13 protein-coding genes are annotated in these 19,555 nt (G+C 76.0%); 6 read left to right on the top strand and 7 right to left on the bottom strand.

All coding sequences use genetic code 11. The features are described 5' to 3' along the window. The first annotated feature begins 5 nt into the window (after positions 1–5). From SGLAU_RS04125 to SGLAU_RS04105, 5 genes are read left to right on the top strand one after another with little or no spacing between them, the layout of a single operon-like run. Positions 6–368, top strand: coding sequence for a GPW/gp25 family protein (locus SGLAU_RS04125; protein WP_043506243.1), 363 nt, complete (start codon positions 6–8; stop codon positions 366–368). Next, positions 365–3,250, top strand: coding sequence for a putative baseplate assembly protein (locus tag SGLAU_RS04120; protein ID WP_043498459.1), 2,886 nt, complete (start codon positions 365–367; stop codon positions 3,248–3,250). The genes SGLAU_RS04125 and SGLAU_RS04120 overlap by 4 nt, the downstream gene beginning before the upstream one ends. After that, entirely contained in the window at positions 3,247–6,657 is a 3,411-nt protein-coding gene (locus tag SGLAU_RS04115; RefSeq protein WP_043498457.1) for a putative baseplate assembly protein, read from the top strand. Before SGLAU_RS04120 ends, SGLAU_RS04115 begins: the two co-directional genes overlap by 4 nt. Continuing rightward, positions 6,654–8,759 carry a hypothetical protein gene (locus SGLAU_RS04110; protein WP_043498456.1) on the top strand — a complete coding sequence of 702 codons (2,106 nt, stop codon included), beginning with the start codon at positions 6,654–6,656 and terminating at the stop codon, positions 8,757–8,759. Before SGLAU_RS04115 ends, SGLAU_RS04110 begins: the two co-directional genes overlap by 4 nt. Before the next feature lie 44 nt (positions 8,760–8,803). After that, the gene (locus tag SGLAU_RS04105) at positions 8,804–10,174 is read left to right on the top strand and encodes a DUF6519 domain-containing protein (protein ID WP_043498455.1); all 1,371 of its coding nucleotides are present in this window, start codon (positions 8,804–8,806) and stop codon (positions 10,172–10,174) included. A 62-nt stretch (positions 10,175–10,236) separates the two neighbouring features. Here SGLAU_RS04105 and SGLAU_RS04100 read toward each other — a convergent pair whose 3' ends face one another. The 7 genes from SGLAU_RS04100 to SGLAU_RS04070 all read right to left on the bottom strand — a co-directional run bounded on the left by SGLAU_RS04100 (position 10,237) and on the right by SGLAU_RS04070 (position 18,666). Next, positions 10,237–10,896 carry a hypothetical protein gene (locus SGLAU_RS04100; protein ID WP_159072759.1) on the bottom strand — a complete coding sequence of 220 codons (660 nt, stop codon included), beginning with the start codon at positions 10,894–10,896 and terminating at the stop codon, positions 10,237–10,239. Positions 10,897–10,903: 7 nt separating this feature from the next. After that, complete coding sequence (locus SGLAU_RS04095; RefSeq protein ID WP_052413602.1) at positions 10,904–13,852, bottom strand: ATP-binding protein; 2,949 nt, start codon at positions 13,850–13,852, stop codon at positions 10,904–10,906. 198 nt (positions 13,853–14,050) lie between these two features. Then, a complete protein-coding gene (locus SGLAU_RS04090) occupies positions 14,051–15,058 on the bottom strand; it encodes a (-)-alpha-amorphene synthase (RefSeq protein ID WP_043498451.1) in 1,008 nt (335 codons plus the stop codon). Next, on the bottom strand, positions 15,042–16,451 hold the full coding sequence (locus SGLAU_RS04085) for a cytochrome P450 (RefSeq protein ID WP_078957583.1): 1,410 nt from the start codon (positions 16,449–16,451) through the stop codon (positions 15,042–15,044). Before SGLAU_RS04085 ends, SGLAU_RS04090 begins: the two co-directional genes overlap by 17 nt. A gap of 260 nt (positions 16,452–16,711) precedes the next feature. After that, positions 16,712–17,368, bottom strand: coding sequence for a dienelactone hydrolase family protein (locus tag SGLAU_RS04080; protein ID WP_043498449.1), 657 nt, complete (start codon positions 17,366–17,368; stop codon positions 16,712–16,714). 181 nt (positions 17,369–17,549) lie between these two features. After that, complete coding sequence (locus SGLAU_RS04075; protein WP_244315375.1) at positions 17,550–17,891, bottom strand: hypothetical protein; 342 nt, start codon at positions 17,889–17,891, stop codon at positions 17,550–17,552. 361 nt (positions 17,892–18,252) lie between these two features. Beyond that, on the bottom strand, positions 18,253–18,666 hold the full coding sequence (locus SGLAU_RS04070) for a DUF5997 family protein (protein ID WP_043498447.1): 414 nt from the start codon (positions 18,664–18,666) through the stop codon (positions 18,253–18,255). A gap of 58 nt (positions 18,667–18,724) precedes the next feature. Between SGLAU_RS04070 and SGLAU_RS04065 the strand changes: the two genes are divergently transcribed. After that, positions 18,725–19,552, top strand: a complete 828-nt coding sequence (locus tag SGLAU_RS04065; protein WP_043498445.1) for a LysR family substrate-binding domain-containing protein — start codon at positions 18,725–18,727, stop codon at positions 19,550–19,552. The last annotated feature ends 3 nt before the right edge of the window (positions 19,553–19,555 follow it).

Genomic DNA, 19,555 nt, shown 5'->3' with positions numbered 1-19,555 from the left:
CCGCGATGAACATCGACTTCCCCTACCACGTCGACGCCCGCGGCCGCACCGCGACGACCGGCCACCCCGATCACGTCCGGGACATGATCGAGCAGGTCCTCTTCACCAGCCCCGGTGAGCGGGTCAACCGGCCCGACTTCGGCTGCAACCTCCTCGACCTGGTCTTCGCCGGGAACAGCCCGGAACTCGCCGCCACCCTCCAGACGACCGCCCAGGCCGCCCTGCAGCGCTGGCTCGGCGACCTGATCGCGGTGGAGTCCCTGACGGTGACGTCCCGGGAGGCCACGCTCGACGTGCACGTCGCGTACCACCTGAAGCCCGGCGGGGAGCCCAGAACCGTGACCGTGCGCACCGGAGTGCCCTCATGACCGGCACGACGGGACGCACCGGACCCGGTGACGCCGAGGGCGCCCGGGCCCCCCGGCTCGCCGGGATCGACGCCGTACGGGCGCACCGGGACCGCCGCACCCTCACCGTCACCTTCTCCGGCCCGCTCCCACGGCACCTGGGCCGCGACAGCTTCCTGATCGAGGGCGGCCGGCGGGTCGTCGGACTGCGCGTCGTGCGGGTCACCGACGAGACCGGCGACGAGCCGGGGGAGGGGGCGGGCCACCGGCTCCGGCTCACCCTGGACCGGCCGGGCGACGACTCCACCTACCGGCTGCGGATGTTGGGCCGCGGCTTCCACGGCGGGCGCGACCGCGCCGAGTTCACCTTCCGCCCCGCCGTCCGCCCGGAGGCCGAGCCCGCGGGCGAGCCCGCCGCCGCCCCGACCGCCCTCGCGGCGCCCGCCATCGACTACCTCGCCAAGGACTACGCGAGCTTCCGGCGGCTGCTCCTGGAGCGGCTGTCGCTCACCCTGCCGCAGTGGACCGAACGCCATGTGCCCGACCTGTGGATCACCCTCGTGGAGATCCTCGCCCATCTCGGGGACCAGCTCAGCTACCACCAGGACGCCGTGGCCACCGAGGCCTACCTGGACACCGCCCGGCTGCGCACCTCGGTGCGCCGGCACGCCAGGCTCGTCGGCTACCCCATGCACGACGGATGCGCCGCCCGCACCGTCGTCTGCCTGGAGACGAACACGGCCGTCACCGTCCACACCGAGGACCTCGCCTTCACCGCACTCCCCGACGGCGAGCGCCCCGGCACCGCCGGGCCGGTGATGCCCGCACGCGCCCTCGCCACCGGCCCGCACCCGGTCTACCAGCCGCTGGAGCGCATCGAGATCCGCCTGCGGCCCCAGCACAACAGCGTCCCCCTGTGGGCCTGGGGCAAGGACGCCCACCGGCTGCCCGCCGGCACCACCCGGGCCGCCCTCCTCGACGGCCGGCGCGACCGCGCCCTGGCGTTCCGGCCGGGCGACCTGATCGTCCTGGAGGAGACGCGCGGCCCCGACGGCGGCCCGCCCGACCCGGCGCACCGGCAGGCCGTCCGCCTCACCCGCGTCGTCCGCGACACCGACGCCGACACGGGCACCCGCGTGCTGAAGATCGCCTGGGCGGACGAGGACGCCCTGACCTTCCCGCTGTCCGTGCGCAACGCGCGCGGCGCCGACGGCCGCCCGGACGCGACCGTCGTGGCGCGCGGCAACGCCGTCCTCGTCGAGCACGGACTGGAGAACACCTGGCTCGCCGACGCCACCGCGGAGATCGTCCAGGTGCCCGACAGTGCACCCGAGCGGGACGGCGTACGGGGGCGGCCGTTCACCGCCCGGCTGAACGGCCGGCCCGTCACCTGGTCGCCGCCCCACCCGCGCCCCGGCGACCTGGCCGCGGCCCAGGCCCACCGGCTCCTCGACCTCGCGGCGCAGGCCCGCGACCGGCTGCGCGACCTGCAGCACTCGGCGACCGAACTCACCGAGGACGACCGCGCCTTCCTGCGGCTGCTGTTCGGCCGGGCCTTCGCCGACGAGACCGATCCCGAGGACACGCTGCGCCGTCTGCGGTCCCGCTTCGACGAACTGCTGCGCCCCAAGATCCGCCAGCTCGAACGTCTGGTCCGCAAGGCCCGCTCCGGATACGTCCTCGACCCTTCGGCCGTCGGCTGGGAGTTCGACCTCACCTGGGGCGGCATCGTCGGGGCCTCCCTGCGGCCCGACAACCCCGCGCTGCACGGCCCGGCGAGCAGCGCGCTGCGCCCCGACCCCCGCGAGGCCCTGCCCGCCGTGCGCCTGGTGGAGGAGGAGGCCGACCGTGACGGGACTCCGGTCCGCCCGCCCCGCCGGGACCTGCCGGCCGGAGAACCCCCCGGGGCCCCGCCCGCACCGCCGGGGGAGGAGTCCGGCGACACCGCCAAGCCCTCCTGGCTGCCCCGCCGTGACCTGCTGGCCAGCGGGCCCCGGGACCGCCACGTGACCGCCGAGACGGACGACGACGGCGTGCTCTCCCTGCGCTTCGGCGACGGACGGTGCGGGCGGGCCCCCACCCCGGGCAGCAGGCTGAGCGCCGTCTACCGGGTGGGCAACGGCCGCGCGGGCAACGCCGGCCGCGAGGCCGTCAACCGCGTCGCCGCCCGCGGCGGAGGACTGGACGGCGTCGTCACCCGGGTCCGCAACCCGCTGCCCGCGACCGGCGGGACCGATCCCGAACCCGTCGCCGAGGTACGCATCGCCGCCCCCCGCGCCCCCTTCCGCACCCTGCTGCGCGCGGTCACCGCCGAGGACTACGCCACCCTCGCCGCCCAGCGGCCCGGCGTGCAGCGCGCCGCCGCCGCCCTGCGCTGGACCGGGAGCTGGTACGAGGCCGACGTCGCGCTCGACCCGGACGGCACCACCGCCCCCTCCGCCCGGCTCCTGGAGGACGTCCGCGCCGACCTGTACCGCTACCGGCGCATCGGCCACGACGTGGTCACCCGCCCCGCCCTGCTGGTGCCCCTCGACCTCGCCCTCGACGTGCTCGTCGATCCGCACCACCTCACCGCCCACGTCCGCGGGGCACTGCTGCGGCGCCTGCTGCCCGGCCGCCGCCCAGACGGCCGGACCGGCTTCTTCGACCCCTCCGCGCTCACCTTCGGCACCCCCGTGCGGGCCAGCGTCCTGGTGGCCCTGTGCATGGGCGCCCCCGGGGTGCGGCACGTGGAGGTGACCCGGCTGCGCCGGATCCACGACATCGACGAGGCGGTGCCCGGCCCGGACGTGCCGCCCTCCGGCGAGCTGCGGATGCGGCCGCTGGAGATCCCCCGCCTCGACGGCGACGCCACCCGTCCGGAGAACGGCCGGCTGACCCTGCGGCTGAGAGGAGGACGATGACCTCCCCGACCGGCCGCCCCACCCCGGACGGCGAGCGAGCGGCCCCGGACGGCGACCCCGTCCCGCCGCGCAACCGGCCCGGGCTGCCCGCCCTGTCCTACCGCGTCGGCACCCACCACCGGTTCCTCGACGCCATGCTGGCCCGGCTGTCCGAGGCAGGCGCCCCGGCACCCGGCGCGACACCCCGCGCGGATGACGCCCCGACCGGCGCGACGCCCGGTCCGGGCACCCCGGCACCCGGCACGACACCCCGTCCCGGCACCCCGGCACCCGGCGCGACGCCCCGCGCGGATGCCGCCGCGTCCGGCGCCGAGGGCCCCCTCGCCGCGCTGACCACCAGGGAGCCCGACGACCCCACGATCGCCCTGCTGGACGCCTGGGCCGTCGTCGCCGACGTGCTGACGTTCTACCAGGAGCGCATCGCCAACGAGGGCTACCTGCGCACCGCCACCGAACACGACTCCCTGATCCGGCTCGGCCGGCTCGTCGGCCACCGGCCCCGCCCCGCCCTCGCCGCGGCCACCCACCTCGCCTACACCCTCGACCCCGGCACGTCGTGCGTGGTGCCGGCCGGCTCCCAGGCCAGGAGCACGCCCGAACCCGGCGGCCTGCCGCTGCCCTTCGAGACGTCCAAGGACCTCACCGCCCGCGCGGAATGGAACCTGCTGCCGGTCCGCACCACCCGCCCCGTCACCCTCGCACCCGACCTCGCGATCCGCGTCCCCGCCCTCGACGTCGACGGCGTCCAGCATCCCCTGCGCCCCGGTGACCGCCTGCTGTTCACCTACCCCGACGCCCGGCTCGCCCTGACCCGCCTGGTCGAGGACGTCGAGCGGGACCCCGCGCGCGGACGGACCACGGTACGGCTGCGCGTGCCCGACCCGGCCCGGCAACTGGACGTCGCGGTGGACGCGCTGCGCGAGGACATGGAGGACGCGGCCCGCCGGACCGGCACCCGGGCCCCGTTCGAGGAACTGCTCGACCTGCTGGGGGACGTCCGGGAACGGGCCGGGGAACTGCGCGACCCCGACACCTTCGCCGCCCGGCTCGACCGCAGGGTGCAGCGGCTGCGCGAACGGCTGTCCGGCCTCTCCGACGAGCCGGACGCCGACGCCCTGGCCGAACGCGCCGCCGTCCGGCTCGCGACCGTCCGGGACGCCGTCCGCCGCCTGACCCGGGAACCCGCCGCAGCACCCGGCGCGGCGGGCCGGGAAGCGCCGGCCCAGGACCTCGCGACCCCCGGCCGGGGCATCCTGCACAGCCTCGGACCGCTGCTCGACGCCCTCGGCCGCGGCGGCCCCCCGCCCCGCACCCGGCCGGCCGGGCCGCCTCCGGTCGGTGCCGCCCTCGGTGCCGGCTCCGACGCGCTGCCCCGCCTCCTCGCGGGCAACCGGCCCGGACTCACCGCCTCGCTGTACGACGCGCTGGCCGCCGTCGCCCCGGCCGGTGCCCCGCCGCCGGGCGTGCTGCACTTCCGTCTCACCACGGCCCCCCTCGGCGCCGCCGTCCCCGACGACGAGCGGGTCCGCCGGCTGCTGCGCTCGGCCGTGCCCGTCCGGGGCGACGGCACCGCCCCGCTCGCCGCCGACGTCCTGCTGCTGGACGCGGTGCACGAGGAGGTCCAGCCCGGCGGCTGGATCGCGGTCCGGGTGGCGGGCCGCTCCCGCACCCGCGTGCTGCGCGTCGTCGAGGCCGACCGGATCGCCGTCGGCAACGAGCTGGACGCGGTCCGGGTGACCCGGCTGCGCCTGGACGCGCCGTGGACGGAGGACGTCGACGACATCGCCGCCTGCCGCGCCACCACGGTGTGGGCGGCGCCCGCGCCGCTCCCCCTCGCGCACTCCGCCGACCCGACCGACGTGGCGGGCGACGCCATCGACCTGGACGGGACCTTCGAGGGCCTGACCCCGGGCCGGCTGCTCGTCGTCTCCGGCGAACGCACCGACGTCGTACCCGACGCCGCGCCCGCGGACGGCGCGGTGCCGGGCCGCCGCCCCGGCGTCCCCGGTGCCGAGCTCGCCGTCCTCGCCGGAGTGCGGCACGCCTTCGACGGCGGGTCCGCCGACGCCCGGGTACGCACCACCCTGCTGCTCACCGCCCCGCTCGCCCACCGCTACCGCCGCGACACCGTCGCCGTGCACGGCAACGTGGTCCCGGCGACCGCGGGGGAGACCGTCACCGAGGTGCTCGGCAGCGGCGACGGCGCACGGGCCGGGCAGGTGCTGCCGCTGAAGCAGGGCCCGCTGGTCTGGCTGCCGTCGACGACCGCCGACGGCGGCGACGAATCCCTCACCGTCCGCGTCGCCGACGTCGCCTGGCGGCGCACCGCCGACCTCGGCGAGGCGGGCCCGGCCGACCAGGTGTACCGGCTCGTCGCGGGCAGCGACGGCCGGGCCGCGGTGGAGTTCGGTGACGGCCGGCACGGCGCCCGGCTGCCCACCGGCAGCGAGAACGTCACCGCCCGCTACCGCATCGGCGGCGGCCGGGCCGGCAACGTCCCGGCGGGCCGGGTCGGCCAGGTCATCAGCAAGCCGCCCGGCGTCAGCGCCGTCACCAACCCGCTGCCCGCGAGCGGCGGCGCCGACGCCGACGGCCCGGCCGAACTGCGCCAGGCGATCCCGCTGCGCCTCGCCGCGTTCGACCGGCTGGTCTCGGTGCGCGACTACGAGTCCTTCGCCCGCGCCTTCGCGGGCGTCGGCAAGGCCGTGGCCCGCCGCGTCACCGACGGCCGCCGCTCCCTCGTGCACGTGACCGTCGCCGCCGCCGACGACGCCCCGCTGGACCCCGCCGCGCCGCTGCTGACCTCGCTGCGCACGGCCCTGCGCCGGTACGGCGACCCCGGACTGCCGGTCCGGGTCGAGCCCTGCGAGCGCGTCCGGCTCGTCGTCGTCCTCGGCGTGCGCACCCTGCCCGCCCACCTGCCGGAGAAGGTCGAGCAGCGGGTGCGCGCGGCGCTCGCCGCCCGGCTCGGCTTCGACGCGGCCCGGCTGGCCGAGCCCGTCCATCTCAGCGCCGTCGTCGCCGCCGCGCACGCGGTGCCCGGCGTGGACTTCGTCGACGTGGACGCCTTCGGCGGGGTCCCGGAGGGCACGGCCGCCACCGAGGTGGCACGGTTCGCCGCCCACCCGTCCGTGGTCTCCGTCGTCCCCGCCCTGCCCGCGGGCCCCCGCACCGTACGCGAGACGGCCGGCCCCGAGGGCACGTCCGCCGTGGTGGACTCCGCGCAGGCGCCCACCGTCGTCCTCGACACCGCGCACGCCCCCACGGTCGTCCTCGACCGCCCCGGCGCGCCGCGTCCCCCCGCCCGGCCCGCTCCCGGCCCGGCCCGCACCCTGCTGCGCCCCGCCCAGCTGGTGCTGCTCGACCCCGCCGTGCCCGGGACCCTGATCCTGCGGAGGATCCCATGACCCCCGACGAGCTGTACGCCCTGCTGCCGGCGGTGCACCGCCGGCGCGACGAGGAACGCGGGCGCCCGCTGTACGCCCTGCTCGCCGTCATCGCCGAGCAGGCCCGGGTCGTCCAGGAGGACATCGACCGCCTCTACGACAACTGGTTCATCGAGACCTGCGACGACTGGGTGGCGCCCTACATCGGTGACCTCGTCGGCTACCAGGTGCTGCCGGGCATCGTCGCCGCCCTCTCCGACGAGGCCCGCGCCACCGGTCTCCCGGCCGCCGCCGTGCCCCGCCGCGACGTCGCCGACACCGTCGCCAACCGCCGCCGCAAAGGCACCCTGGCACTCCTGGAGGACCTGGCGTCCGGCGTGGCCGGCTGGCCGGCCCGCGTCGTCGAGTACCGCCGCACCCTCGCCGTCACCCAGCCGGTGCGCCGGTACACCTCCGACGACCTCGACGCCCGCCGCCGCCGGGCCCGGGGCGCGCTCGTCGACGTCCGGCGGGCCGCGCCGCCGGACGGCACCGGCGGCCCGTTCGACGAGCTGGCCCGCACCGTCGAGGTGCCCCGGGCCGGCTCCCCGCGCCGCTCCGGCCGGTACGGCATCCAGTCCGTGGGCCTGCACGTGTGGCGGCTGCGCACCCACTCGGTGACACGCGCCCCCGCGTACTGCCTCGACCGGGACGACGCCTGCTACACCTTCAACGTGCTCGCCGTCGACACCCCCCTGTTCACCGCGCCGGTGCCCGAGCCGTCGAGCGGCCACGTCGCCGACGAGACCAACGTCCCGGAGCCCATCGGACGCCGCGCGCTGGCCGAACGGCCGTACGACTTCTACGGCCCCGGCAAGAGCCTGTGCGTCTGGACCGGCCCTACCCGGGTGCCGATGAGCCGGATCGTCGCCGCCGACCTGTCCGACTGGCGCTACCGTCCCGTCGGCGACCAGGTCGCCGTCGACCCCGTCCTCGGCCGCCTCGCCCTGCCCACCGGCACCGCCCCCGCCAGCGGCGTCCGGGTGACCTACCACCACGCCTTCTCGGGCGACCTCGGCGGCGGCGAGTACCCCCGCCCGCCCGCCCCCGCCACCGGCAAGGCGGCCCGCTACCGGGTCGGCCCGGGCGGGGACCACCCGCGCCTCGGCGAGGTCCTCGACCGCCGGCGCACCGACGCACAGGACGACCCGGAGCGCGACGAGGCGATCGTCGAGATCACCGGCAACGACGTCCACGAGGACCTCACCGACATCCGGCTCGCCCCCGGGGACCACCTCACCCTGCGGGCCGCGGACGGCTTCCGCCCCGTCGTGCGGCTGTCGGGACGGCACGACGACCACCCGCGCGTCCTGCTGATCGAGGGCCCCGAACACGGCCGCCCCGCGCGGCTCGTCCTCGACGGGCTGCTGCTGACCGGCGGTGGCGTGCGCGTCACCGGGCGGATCTCCCACCTCACCGTCCGGCACTGCACCTTCGTGCCCGGCTGGGCCCTCACCCCCGGCGGCACCCCGCTCGCCCCCGACGCGCCCAGCCTGGAGATCGCCGGCGGCCCCGTCCAGGTCGACGTACGGCACAGCGTGCTCGGCGCCGTCACGGTGGCCGGCCATCACGAACACTCCCGCGTCACCCTGCACGACACCGTCCTCGACGCCGGCCGGCGCGAGTCGACCGCGCTCAGCGACCCGTACGGGGGCCCCGCCGGCGTCCTCCTCACCGTGCGCCGCACCACCGTGATCGGCTCCGTCCGCGCCCGCGCCGCGGACGTCCTGGAGAACTCCCTGTTCGACGGCGAGGTCCGGATCGCCCGTCCCGACCAGGGCGCCGTACGGTTCAGCTGGGTGCCGCCCGGGTCGCGGACCCCGCCCCGCATCCACTGCCGGCCCGAACCCTCCGACGACCCCGCACGCGTCGCGCTGCGGTTCGCCGCCACCCGGTACGGCCTGCCCGGCTACGTCCGGCTCGCCGACGGCTGCGCCGAGGAGATCCGCCGCGGCGCCGACGACGGCGGGGAACCCGGCGCGCTGCACCACCTGTTCGAGCCCCAGCGCGAGGACAACCTGCGCACCCGGCTCGCCGAGTACACCCCCGCCGGATGCGACACCGGACTCTTCTTCGTGACCTGACAGCCGCCGCGCGGCCCGACCCCCACAGGCAGGAGACACCCCCCATGCACGGCGACTTCTCCCGCGTCACCTTCGACCCGGCCCGGCGCTTCTCGGCCGTCCTGTCCCAGCAGGGCCGCGTGCAGCTCGACGCCGAGATCAACGAGCAGACGCAGATCCTGCTGCACCTCCTGCGCACCCTCGCCACCGACCTGCTCGGCCCCGCCGCCTACCCGCCCGACGAAGACCCCGACAGCATCGGGGCGTTCGGTGTGGACGGCTACGACGGCGACAACTTCACCGTCGCCCCCGGCCGGATGTACGTCGACGGCATCCTCTGCGAGTGCGACGGCACCGACTACTGGAACCAGCCCGACGGGCACCTCGACACCGACCGGGCGGACGACCACCTGCCGTCCGGGCCCTTCCTGGTCTACCTGCGGGTCTGGGAACGCCTCGTCACCGCGCTCGAGGCGCCCTGGATCCGCGAGGTCGCCCTCGGCACCGACGGCCCGGACACCACCGCCCGCACCCGCGTCGTCTGGCAGCTGTGCCTGCTCCCCATGGAACGCGGCGGCCCGGTCCCCGACATGCGCAAGGCGGTGCGCTACGTCCGCGACCGCATCCGCCGCCGATTCGAACCCCGCGGCATGCTCGCCGCCCGCACCCGCCGCCCCGACGAGACCCCCGCACTCAGCGACCTGCCCCCGTCCGCCGGCTACCGCGCCCCCGAGAACCAGCTGTACCGGGTGGAGGTCCACCGCGGCGGGCCCGAGGGCACCGCCACCTTCAAGTGGTCCCGGGAGAACGGCTCCGTCGCCCTGCCCGTCCGCGACATCTCCGGACCCTCGGTCCGGCTCGACACCCTCGGCCGCGACGGCAAGCTCGGCGTGGACACCGGCGACGTGGTCGAGCTCGTCGACGACGCCACCGTCTGCCGCGGCGCCTCCGACCACCCCGACGAAGGGTGCGGCCGGCTCTACACGGTCCGGGAGATCGACTACGGCGAGTACCGGGTACTGCTGGACGCCGACCCCGCAGACGACCCCTACCTCCCGGCCGCCGGCCGCGTCCCGTCCCGCCACCCGCTGCTGCGCCGCTGGGACCACGGCGGCAGCGACTGGGGAGACGGCGCGGCCGAGATGGGCCTGCCCGTCCGCGAGGGCGAGTGGCTGCCGCTGGAGGACGGGGTGGAGATCAGGTTCGAGCCCGGCGAGGGACGCTCCCGCGTCTACCGGCGCGGCGACCACTGGCTGATCCCCGCGCGCGTCCTCACCGGTGACGTCGAATGGCCCATCGGACACCGCGGGCACCCCCTGCCCCGCCGCCCGCACGGCATCCGCTACCACTACGCACCGCTGGCCTACGTCGAGCCGCGCGGCGGCGGCGACTTCCGGCTGGTCGACCTCAGGGTGCCGTTCCCGCCCCGCCGGTAGCCGCATGCCGGTAGCCGCACGCCGGTGACCGCCACCGGCACGGGACGGACGTCCGGGGCGTCTCAGCGCCCGACGAAACCGAACAGGTAGATCATGTACACCAGGAACAGGACGAGGATGACGCTGATCGCCGTCCAGTTGGTGCGCCCCACCGACACTTCCGCGCCCGTCGTCAGATTCCGTAGCCGCCGCACCCGCAGCGTCCCGCGCCGGAACTCGCCCGTGGCCCGCACCCAGTCGCCCTCGGCGACGGTCCCCTCGAACGAGTCGCCCCGCATCTCGACGGCGACCAGGCGCAACTGCTCGCCACTGTGCCGGTCCTGGATCTGGGCGCGGAAGTTGCACACCACCGTCGTGCTCGTGGTCCAGGCACTCCGGGTGAACTCGGTGCGCATCTCCACGTTCCGCGCCACACCCTCGATGGTGCCGCGGCCCGCGTAGACCAGCGTCAGCGGCGGCTGCTGCTCCGGCAGGGGCGACGGGGCGCGGTCGAGCGTGACCGTGTCCCGGTGTCCCCGCCACGTCCTGCGGTCGGTGGAGTGCCCCAGCCACGTCCGCTGCTGGCCGGCCGCCTGCGGCAGGCTCCTCGGCAGCCGCCACCACGGCCGCCTGGGGGGCTCCCCGGTGTTGTACGGCGCGAGCCAGGCACCGCACCAGCGGCACTGCTGCGCGCTCTCGGGTGCGTCCCTGCCGCAGCTCTCGCAGGTCCAGGCCCCATCCACACGACCATCATCGCCCCGGCGCCGCCCCCGCGCCACACGAGTGGAGTCCCGCGGAGCGCGGCCGGGGCAGCGCCCGCAGCGCGTCGACGAGGCCGGCCGGGTCGGTGCCGAGCTTGCGGTAGACGGCCGACAGAAGCTGACGCACCCCCTGCTCGGTGAGACGCAGTTCCTTCGCGACCACGGAGGCCGCACGGCCCTGGGCTGCCAGCTCCGCCGCCCGGCGCTCGTGCCCCGTGAGGGTGTCGGTCTGCGGGTACCGCAGCGGCAGCGGGCGCAGCCCGGCGGCCGACAGTTCCTGCCTGGCCCGCGCCGCCAGCGCCTCGGCACCGCAGTGGACGGCGACCTCCAGCCCCTGGTAGAGACGGTCGGCGGCGTCCTGCAGCCGGCCCTCCCCGCACAGCGCGGCGCCGTGCCCGACCAGCGCCCGGGCCAGCTCGTACGCGGACGGCGACTGCTCCAGGTGCTCGACGGCCTCCGCGTACAGCCCGAGCGCCGCCCGCCCGCCGGTCACGTCGGCCTCGACCCGCAACGCCTGCCCGATCACCGACGCCGCCCCGAAGTCCCGGGCGTGCGCCACGGCTTCCCGGGCGATCCGCGCCGCCCGGTCCGGCGCGGTCCGCGCCAGCGCCGCCGACAGGTCCAGCCGCCACGGGCACCACGAGGGATTGCGCCAGTCCCGCCCGTCCAGCCACTCCCCGACCTCCTCCAGCAGCCGCGCGGCCTCCGCGTGGCGGCCTTCCGCGAGCAGCAGTTCGGCGTAGACGGTGCGGGGGTCGGGGTAGATGACGGCGTTCGGCACCACCTGGCCGTACCGGTGCTCGTCCGCGACCCGGCGGGCGTCGGCGATCCGCCCGCGGGCCAGCAGCGTCTGGACGAGGATGCCGACGGCGAACCACTGGGCGGGAACGGCGCCCTCGACGCGCTCGGCCGTGCGCAGGCCGTCGCGCACCCAGTGCTCCGCCCCGGTCAGATCGCCCCGGCGGAAACGGATGTAGCCGAACAGCGTCCGCCCGACCGCCAGGTGCGAGCCGCGCCAGCCCTTGGACTCGCAGTCGGTCATGCCGTCGTGGAACAACTCCTCCGCCCTGCGCGGCTGGTCGCAGTACATGAACGCCAAGGCCACGGAGACCGGGATCTCGAAGCCCCGGTCGTCGTCGGTCCAGCTCATACCGCCGCGCAGGGCGTCCTCGGCGTACCGCAGGACGGACTGCCGGGCCTCGCCGCGCAGCAGCGCGTCCCAGGCCCGCAGCCCCAGGATCCGGCGCTCCTCCGGGCTGCGGCCCGGCAGCCGGCCGGCCAGCTTGGCCAGCCTGCGGGAACGGTCCGCGGAACCGGGCTCGTCGGTGCGGAACATGCTCCACACGAAGTGGTCCGCCAGCATCCGCAGCCGCACCCGCGCGTCCTCGGTCCGCTGTGCCTCCGCGGCGGCCAGGGCCGCCGCCTCCTCCATGCGGTCGGTGTGGGCGAGGGCCTGACTGAGCAGGAAGACGATGGAGGCGCGCAGCCGGGGTTCGATCCGGGGTTCCGTCAGGGCCTCGCGGAGGTGGACGACGGTCGCCCTGGGGTCGATCAGGAAGGTGGCGCGGGCGAGTTCGTGCAGCAGCGGGGCTCGGTCCTCCGGCAGCGGCGGCTCCTGCAGGGCCCGGCTGAGCAGCCGGCGGGCCGCCTCCGGGGCGCCGGCGCACAGATACGCGTGGGCGGCCTCCCGCAGCCAGTCGACCGCTTCGGGCTTGCCCTCGCAGGGCAGCTCCAGGAGGTGGCGGGCGGCGGCGGTGGGGCCGAGCCCCGCGGAGCGGATGGCGACCACGGCCGCGTTGTGCATGCCGCCCCGCAGGGCGTCGGGGACGTCCCGGTAGATCGCGGTGGCGATCAGCGGGTGCACGAAGTCCAGGGTGCCGCCGGGGCCCTCGCCCTCCGCCAGGATGCGGGCGGCACGCAGCTTCTCGACCGACTGGGCGGCCTGCGCGGCGCCGACCGCGGCGAGACCGGCGGCCAGTTCGGGGGAGAACGGCGCCCCCAGCACGGCCGCCGCGTGCGCGAAGCGGACGGTGGCCGTGCCCAGCGACCGCAGCCGCCGGACGATGCCCGGTCCCTTGACCGCGGTGGCGAGGTTCCGCATCGCGGGCAGGTCGTCCTCGGTGCCCCGCAGGTCGTGTTCGCCCAGCCGGATGGCGAGTTCGACGGTCTCGAAGGGGTTGCCGCCGGTGACGGTCCGGCACTCCTCGCAGAACACGTCCTGCGCGCCCTCGCCCACCTCGTCGCGCACGATCCGCGCGACGCCGGCGGCGCTGAGCGGGGCCAGCGCGTAGGGCCGGTTCGCATGACGTTCTACGAGGGTCCGGAAGGGGGCCGCCTCGGGCGGCAGGTCGTCCGGCCGGTAGGCGAGGACGAGCAGCAGCGGGAGGTCCGCGGCCCGCGGCGCGAAGGACGTCAGCCAGCTCAGCGACTCGAGATCGGCCCAGTGCAGGTCGTCGAGGAGCAGGACCAGGGGCTTCCGCGCCACGCTGAGCTGCGTCATCACCCAGTCGAGGCCGTCGCGGACGCCGGCCGGGTCGGGGACCGACGAGAGGGTGCGCGCCTCCAGGCCGAGCGCGGAGGCGACGATGTCGTACCAGCTCCCGAGGAAGGCACGCAGCTCCGCCTTGTCCATCGTCGCCAGCACCGGCTGGACGAACTGGCGGATCAGCCGGAACGCCACCTCCTGCTCCGTCTCGCTGCCCCCGCCCGACAGGACGGTGCAGCCGTACGCCGTCGCGCGGGTGCGTGCCTCGCGGAGGAGCGCCGACTTGCCCATCCCGGCCGGGGCGGTGAAGGCGAGCAGCCCACTGTGTCCGGAGCGTGCCCCGCGGGCGGCGCGGTGGAGTTCCGACAGGGCGGCGTCGAGCGCGCGGAGTTCCCGGTGACGTTCGAACAACGGTCGGGAAGGTGTGATCGGTTGCCGTGACTCAGACGCCATGTGCCCCACTGCTTCCTGTCGCTGGTCGTCGCGGGCAGCGCCGAGCGTACGCCTCGCACACCACTCGTCCGGCCGTATCAAGCCGGTAAGACGACAGGGATGAGTGAATTAACAGGTCGACCGGTTTGACGACACGCCCGTCTGGTAATGAGATATGACCGGCCTCCGGCCGACGCCGGCGGGCCGGTCGCCGGGGTCTCACCGCAGGGCGGGCGCGGCCGCCGTCTCCGCGTAACGGGGGGTCGTGCGGGACCAGTGGTAGCAGCCGCTGATCCAGCCGATCATGCCGTCCACGTAGCCGGAGCCGGCCGGGCTCAGCTCCGCCCTGATACCCGACCAGAGCCCTTCGAACTCACGGACCGCTCCGTTGACCTGCCGGATCGCCAGGCTGACGGCCGCGGGCAGGGAACACCGTTGCCTGCACTGGTGGGCGAGGGCCAGATTGATGACCCCGCCCGCTCGCTGCTCCTTCACCGCGGAGAACAGGTCGGCCGTCCACACCGCCGCGTCCACCGACAACCGCGTCATCCGCCGCAGCACGGGGTGGTGCAGCTCCCGAGCGGGTACCTCCCGCCGCTGCGCCGCCTCGTACAACGGGTGGAACGGTTCGATGCCGGCCGTGAGCGACCGTATCGACGCGCACAGATCGATCCGCGGGGGAGCGGCGCCGGTCTGCGCCACCGCCTCGTACAGCAGGCCGTGGACGTACTCCCGGCTCTTCCACGCCCATCGGGCGGCCTGCTCGGGTGTGCACCGCTCCTGCACCTGGCGGTACAGGTCGGCCAGTGCCGCGCCGAGGGCGGTGGCGGGAGCCGCCCCGTCCCGCAGGACGGCCACGCTCTCGCACAGCATGGGCAGCAGCCGGTCGGGCCACCGGTGACCGATCTGCTCGGCCCGGTCGTCGAAGACGAACTGGTAGGCGATCTGATGGGCCACGATCTGCAGGATCCCGGGGTCCACGGCGGGACTGCTGTACGAGGCGAGCTGGGCGGGACGGGTGGCCGCGATCATCTCCGCGACCCCGGGTTCGTCCAGCAGCCCGCACTCCCGCAGCCACTCCTCCACCCCCGCCTCGGCCTCCGCCTCACGCGGGTTGCTCCGGAACGGGAAGGGCATGTAGAGCTGCGCGTCGATCAGCTCCGCCAGGCTGGAGTACCGCGGGCCGCCCTGCCGGGGGACCGCGACGTCCTCACGCGTCCGCGACACCGTTGTCACCCGCCCTCCGGAGGTCCGCCGCACGCAGCGCCGCACGGTGTGCCTCACCGGTCCGCCGCTGCGTCCGCGGCACACAGGTCATCCACAGGGACCTCGGTCCCAGCGTCACCGCGGGACGGGACCGCGGGACCGGCCCGGACCGGTGGGCCAGCCGCCAGCGGGCCGCGACGGCGGCCAGGGCGAGCGTCGCCTCCGTCATCGCGAAGCCGTCACCGAGGCACTTGCGGCTGCCCGCGGCGAAGGGCACCAGGGCGTGCTCCCGCCGGGCGGCGGTCCGCCCCGCCAGCCAGCGCTCGGGGAGGAACCGCTCGGGCTCCGGGAAGGAGCCGGGGTCGTGGTGCAGCAGGTACGGGCTGTACAGCACCGTCGTCCCCCGCGGCAGGCGGCGGCCCGCCAGCTCCGCGTCCCGCGTGGTGACCCGGGTGAAGAGCCAGCCCGGCGGGGAGAGCCGCAGCGTCTCGGTGACGACGGCGCGGGTCCGGTCGAGCCGGGGCAGGTCCTCCGCACCGGGCCGCCGTCCGTCCGCGAGCACCGCGTCCAGTTCGGCGTGCAGCGCCCGCTCCGCCTGCGGATGGCGGGCCAGCAGATCGAACGCGGAGGCGAGGCACAGGGCGGTGGTCTCGACACCGGTGAGCAGCAGGGTGATGAGCTGGTCGTGCACCTCGCGGTCGGAGACCGCGCCGTCCTCGTCGCGCGCGGCGGCGGCCAGCAGCGTGCCCAGCAGGTCGTCGCGGTGGGCGCCGCCCCCGCGCCGTTCGGCGACGGCCGCGTCGACGATCGCGTGCAGCCGGGCGACGGAACGCCGGTAGCGCAGGTTGGCGGGCGTGGGTATCCGGAAGACGGCGTCGACCGGCACGATCGTGCGCAGGAACAGGCCGCGGACGACGTCCGCCAGGCAGCGCCGCACCTCGGCGTGGGTCGCCGCGTCCAGGGAGTCCGAGAACAGCACACGGCTCATCACACGCGCCGTGACCGTCATCATGGCCGCGCTGACGTCGACCTCCTCACCGGCCCGCCACCGGCCGGACACCGCCACCGCCTCGTCGGCCATGAGGTCCGCGTGGGCGGCGACGCGGGAGGGGCGGAAGGCGGGCTGGAGGAGCCGGCGTTGCCGGCGGTGCCGCTCGTGCGGGCAGGTGACCACGCCGTCGCCCATCAGCGAGCGGAGCCTGTCGTACAGCGTGCCCCCCTTGTCGAAGGTGGACGCGTCCAGCAGCATGCAGTGCGCCAGCTCCGGATGGCAGACGACCCAGGCGCGCCGCGGCCCGAGCCGTACCTCCACCAGATCCCCGTGCGCCGGTAAAGAATTCAGAAACGCCAGCGGTCGGCGGAACAAGGCGATACCGTGACCGAGGAGTGGGAATGCGCCGGGGGCACATTCCACTGTCCATTGCTGCTCCGATTTCCTCGAGGAAGCGCTCACCGGACACCACCCGCCTCAGTCGACACGCGTCATTCGGTGATCTTTCACCGAACGAACACTTGAATCATGTACTGCCCAGTTCAACCCGGTGGTGGGTCGAGGAACCCCTCGCCCCAGGGGGCGCACGGGTGCACGGGGGAGCACGGATCGACTGTGCGCGGGCGGTTCGTGAGCCGGCGCGAAGCGCGCACTCCGCCCGGCGGTGGTCCGAGCCCGGGCTCTCACCGGCCCCGGACGAGCCGCTCCCGGAACCAGTCGCCGGCGGCGGCGGCCACCTCCTCCAGCGCGCCGGGCTCCGGGAAGAGATGCGTCGCACCGGGCACGACATGGACGCGGTACGGGACCGACAGGCGCTCGGCGGCCTCCTCGTTGAGGTCCAGCACCGTCTCGTCCGCACCGCCCACGATCAGCAGCACCGGCGCCCGGACCCGCGGCAGGACGTCTCCGGCCAGGTCCGGCCGACCGCCCCGGGAGACCACCGCGTACACCCGCCGCGGCCGTCGCGCGGCGGCCACCAGCGCCGCGGCGGCTCCCGTGCTCGCCCCGAACAGCCCCACCGGAAGCCCCTCGGTGCCGTGCCGTCCGTCCAGCCAGTCGATCGCGTCCACCAGCCGCCCGGCCAGCAGGCCGATGTCGAAGCGGTGCCGGGCGGTCCGGGCGTCGTCGCGTTCCTCGGCTTCGCTGAGCAGGTCCAGCAGCAGCGTGCCGAGACCGGCCTCGCCGAGCTTCCGGGCGACCGCCCGGTTGCGTGGACTGTGCCGCGAACTGCCGCTGCCGTGAGCGAAGAGCACCACCGCGGGCAGTTCGCCGCCCGGCGCGGTCAGATCGCCGGCGAGCGCCGCCCCGTGGGCGGGCACCGTCACCGTCTCGGAGATCATCCGCCTCACCTCCGCGCCGTGGCCCGTGGTACGGCACCGACCCGCACGTGCGGCCCGGGCCCCCCGAAGCCGTGCGTACGTGCCCGACCGCCCGCGCCGTCCGTCAGCGGGACGCGCTGTCCGTCAACGGGTGTTCCCTGCCGCCGGGACGCGCTGCCCGTCGGCGGGCGCGTTGCGTCCCTCAGCCGGACTGCTCGTCCGCCGACCCTTCGACGCCCGTCAGCGGGTCGCCGCTCGCCGTCCCACCGGACGGGCCGTACCCCTCCGAGGCACTCGCCGTACCCGGCAGCACCCGCTCGCGGGCCTGGCTCTCGAAGCCCGAGTGGGCTCCCGGCTCCTCGTCGTCACGGGCGCGCGCGAAGCTCTCGCGCCGGTGCGTGCCCTCGTCCGGCGGCGCCTGCGTCACCTCCTCGACGTCGTCCCGCTCGCCCTCCGCCTGGGAGGGAGTCGTGCGCGGCGGATCGTAGGCGGAGACGGCGTCGTCGCGTTCACCCTCAGCCTGGGACGGAGTCTGCTCGCTCATGGTGTGCCTCCCGACGTCCGGTCGGTCCCCCCGGGTACCCGGCCCGGCGGAGCCCCATGCGAGGCGCCGCGCACACACCACTCCCGAGGCTCCCTGCCCGGGGCCGGGGGCCGGCCGGTCCGGTCGCCGGTCCGCGACGTGAGGGCCGTACCGCCCGCGCCGGGCCGTCCTCCCGGGCGGCAGCGGCTCGACCCGTGCGTACGCCGCCCAGGCGCGGAAGTGCCGGGTGCACAGGTCGGCGTCCCTGCCGAGGCCGGTGTCCTCGGCCGCCTTGACGTCGACGACCGCCTTCAGCCGCCGGCCGGCCGTCCGCCCCCGGTCGCCGACTGCCGGCCCCTCGGCAGTTCGGTGGCGGCCTCCGTCAGGACGTGCGCCGGGCGTCGGTCTCGCCCTGCCGCGCGCGCTCGGCGTCCCGCTTCTTCAGCCGGACCGCCTCCTTGCGCACCTCGGCCTGCGTGGCGCGCTCCTTCTCCAGCCACTCGGGCCGCTCCTGCTTCAGCGCCTCGATCTGCTCGGTGGTCAGCGCCTCGGTGACCCCGCCGCGGGCCAGGCCGGCGATGGAGACGCCGAGCTTCGCGGCGACCACCGGCCGGGGGTGCGGGCCGTTGCGTCGCAGTTCCCGCAGCCACTCCGGCGGGTTCTCCTGGAGTTCGTTCAGCTCGGCGCGCGAGACGACCCCCTCCTGGAAATCGGCGGGGGTGGCGGGGAGGTACACACCCAGCTTCTTCGCCGCGGTCGCGGGCTTCATCGTCTGGGTGCTCTGGTGCGACTTCATGCCGTCCAGACTATCGGCCGCCGACCAGCCCTCCGACCACAGCCGGTAACCTGGCGGGATGACCGACTCGGCGGATTCCCCCTCGTTCCGGCTCGCGTACGTCCCCGGAGTGACGCCCGCCAAGTGGGTGCGGGTCTGGGAGCAGCGCTCGCCCGACGTCCCCCTCACGCTCGTCCAGGTGGAGCCCGCCGAGGCCTCCGGCGTTCTGCGCGACGGCCGCGCGGACGCGGGCCTGGTCCGCCTCCCCGTCGACCGTACGGTCCTCAGCGCCATCCCCCTCTACACCGAGACCACGGTCGCCGTGGTACCCAAGGACCATGTGATCACCGCGGCGGAGGAGATCACCCTCGACGATCTCGCCGACGAGGTGGTCCTGCACCCCCTCGACGACGTCCTCGGCTGGGAGCGGCCGCCGGGCGAGCCCGCCTTCGAGCGCCCCGCCACCACGGCCGACGCCATCGAACTGGTCGCCGCGAACATCGGTGTCCTCGTGGTGCCGCAGTCGCTGGCCCGGCTGCACCACCGCCGGGACCTCACCTACCGCCCGGTCACGGACGCGCCCCGGTCGAGCGTCGTCCTGTCCTGGCCGGAGGACGCCACCACGGACCTGGTCGAGGACTTCATCGGCATCGTCCGCGGCCGTACGGTCAACAGCACCCGGGGACGTGCCCGCCCGCAGTCCGGGCAGGACGCGGAGGAGGGCACGGCCCGGCGTACGTCCGCCGCGGGGTCCCGGACCGCCGGCCGGGCCACGCAGGGCTCCCGGTCCGGCGCGGCCAGGAGTGGCGCGGCCAAGGGCGCCGGTTCCAGGGGCGCTGCCGCGAAGGGCGGCGCCAAGGGCGCTTCCAAGGGCGCGCGGCGGGGCAAGCCGCGCCGCCGGTCGTAGCCG

The organism is Streptomyces glaucescens (genome assembly GCF_000761215.1).
Lineage (GTDB): Bacteria > Actinomycetota > Actinomycetes > Streptomycetales > Streptomycetaceae > Streptomyces > Streptomyces glaucescens_B.
The sequence above is the reverse complement of the archived record's forward strand: the minus strand, read 5'-3'. Positions and strand labels throughout refer to the sequence as shown.

Bases quoted from the DNA above. Each gene is read 5' to 3' on its own strand.
- SGLAU_RS04065 (WP_043498445.1), top strand. From the start codon at position 18,725: ATGACCGACTCGGCGGATTCCCCCTCGTTCCGGCTCGCGTACGTCCCC.
- SGLAU_RS04110 (WP_043498456.1), top strand. From the start codon at position 6,654: ATGACCCCCGACGAGCTGTACGCCCTGCTGCCGGCGGTGCACCGCCGG.
- SGLAU_RS04120 (WP_043498459.1), top strand. From the start codon at position 365: ATGACCGGCACGACGGGACGCACCGGACCCGGTGACGCCGAGGGCGCC.
- SGLAU_RS04115 (WP_043498457.1), top strand. From the start codon at position 3,247: ATGACCTCCCCGACCGGCCGCCCCACCCCGGACGGCGAGCGAGCGGCC.
- SGLAU_RS04125 (WP_043506243.1), top strand. From the start codon at position 6: ATGAACATCGACTTCCCCTACCACGTCGACGCCCGCGGCCGCACCGCG.
- SGLAU_RS04095 (WP_052413602.1), bottom strand. From the start codon at position 13,852: ATGGCGTCTGAGTCACGGCAACCGATCACACCTTCCCGACCGTTGTTC.
- SGLAU_RS04105 (WP_043498455.1), top strand. From the start codon at position 8,804: ATGCACGGCGACTTCTCCCGCGTCACCTTCGACCCGGCCCGGCGCTTC.
- SGLAU_RS04075 (WP_244315375.1), bottom strand. From the start codon at position 17,891: ATGAGCGAGCAGACTCCGTCCCAGGCTGAGGGTGAACGCGACGACGCC.
- SGLAU_RS04070 (WP_043498447.1), bottom strand. From the start codon at position 18,666: ATGAAGTCGCACCAGAGCACCCAGACGATGAAGCCCGCGACCGCGGCG.
- SGLAU_RS04080 (WP_043498449.1), bottom strand. From the start codon at position 17,368: ATGATCTCCGAGACGGTGACGGTGCCCGCCCACGGGGCGGCGCTCGCC.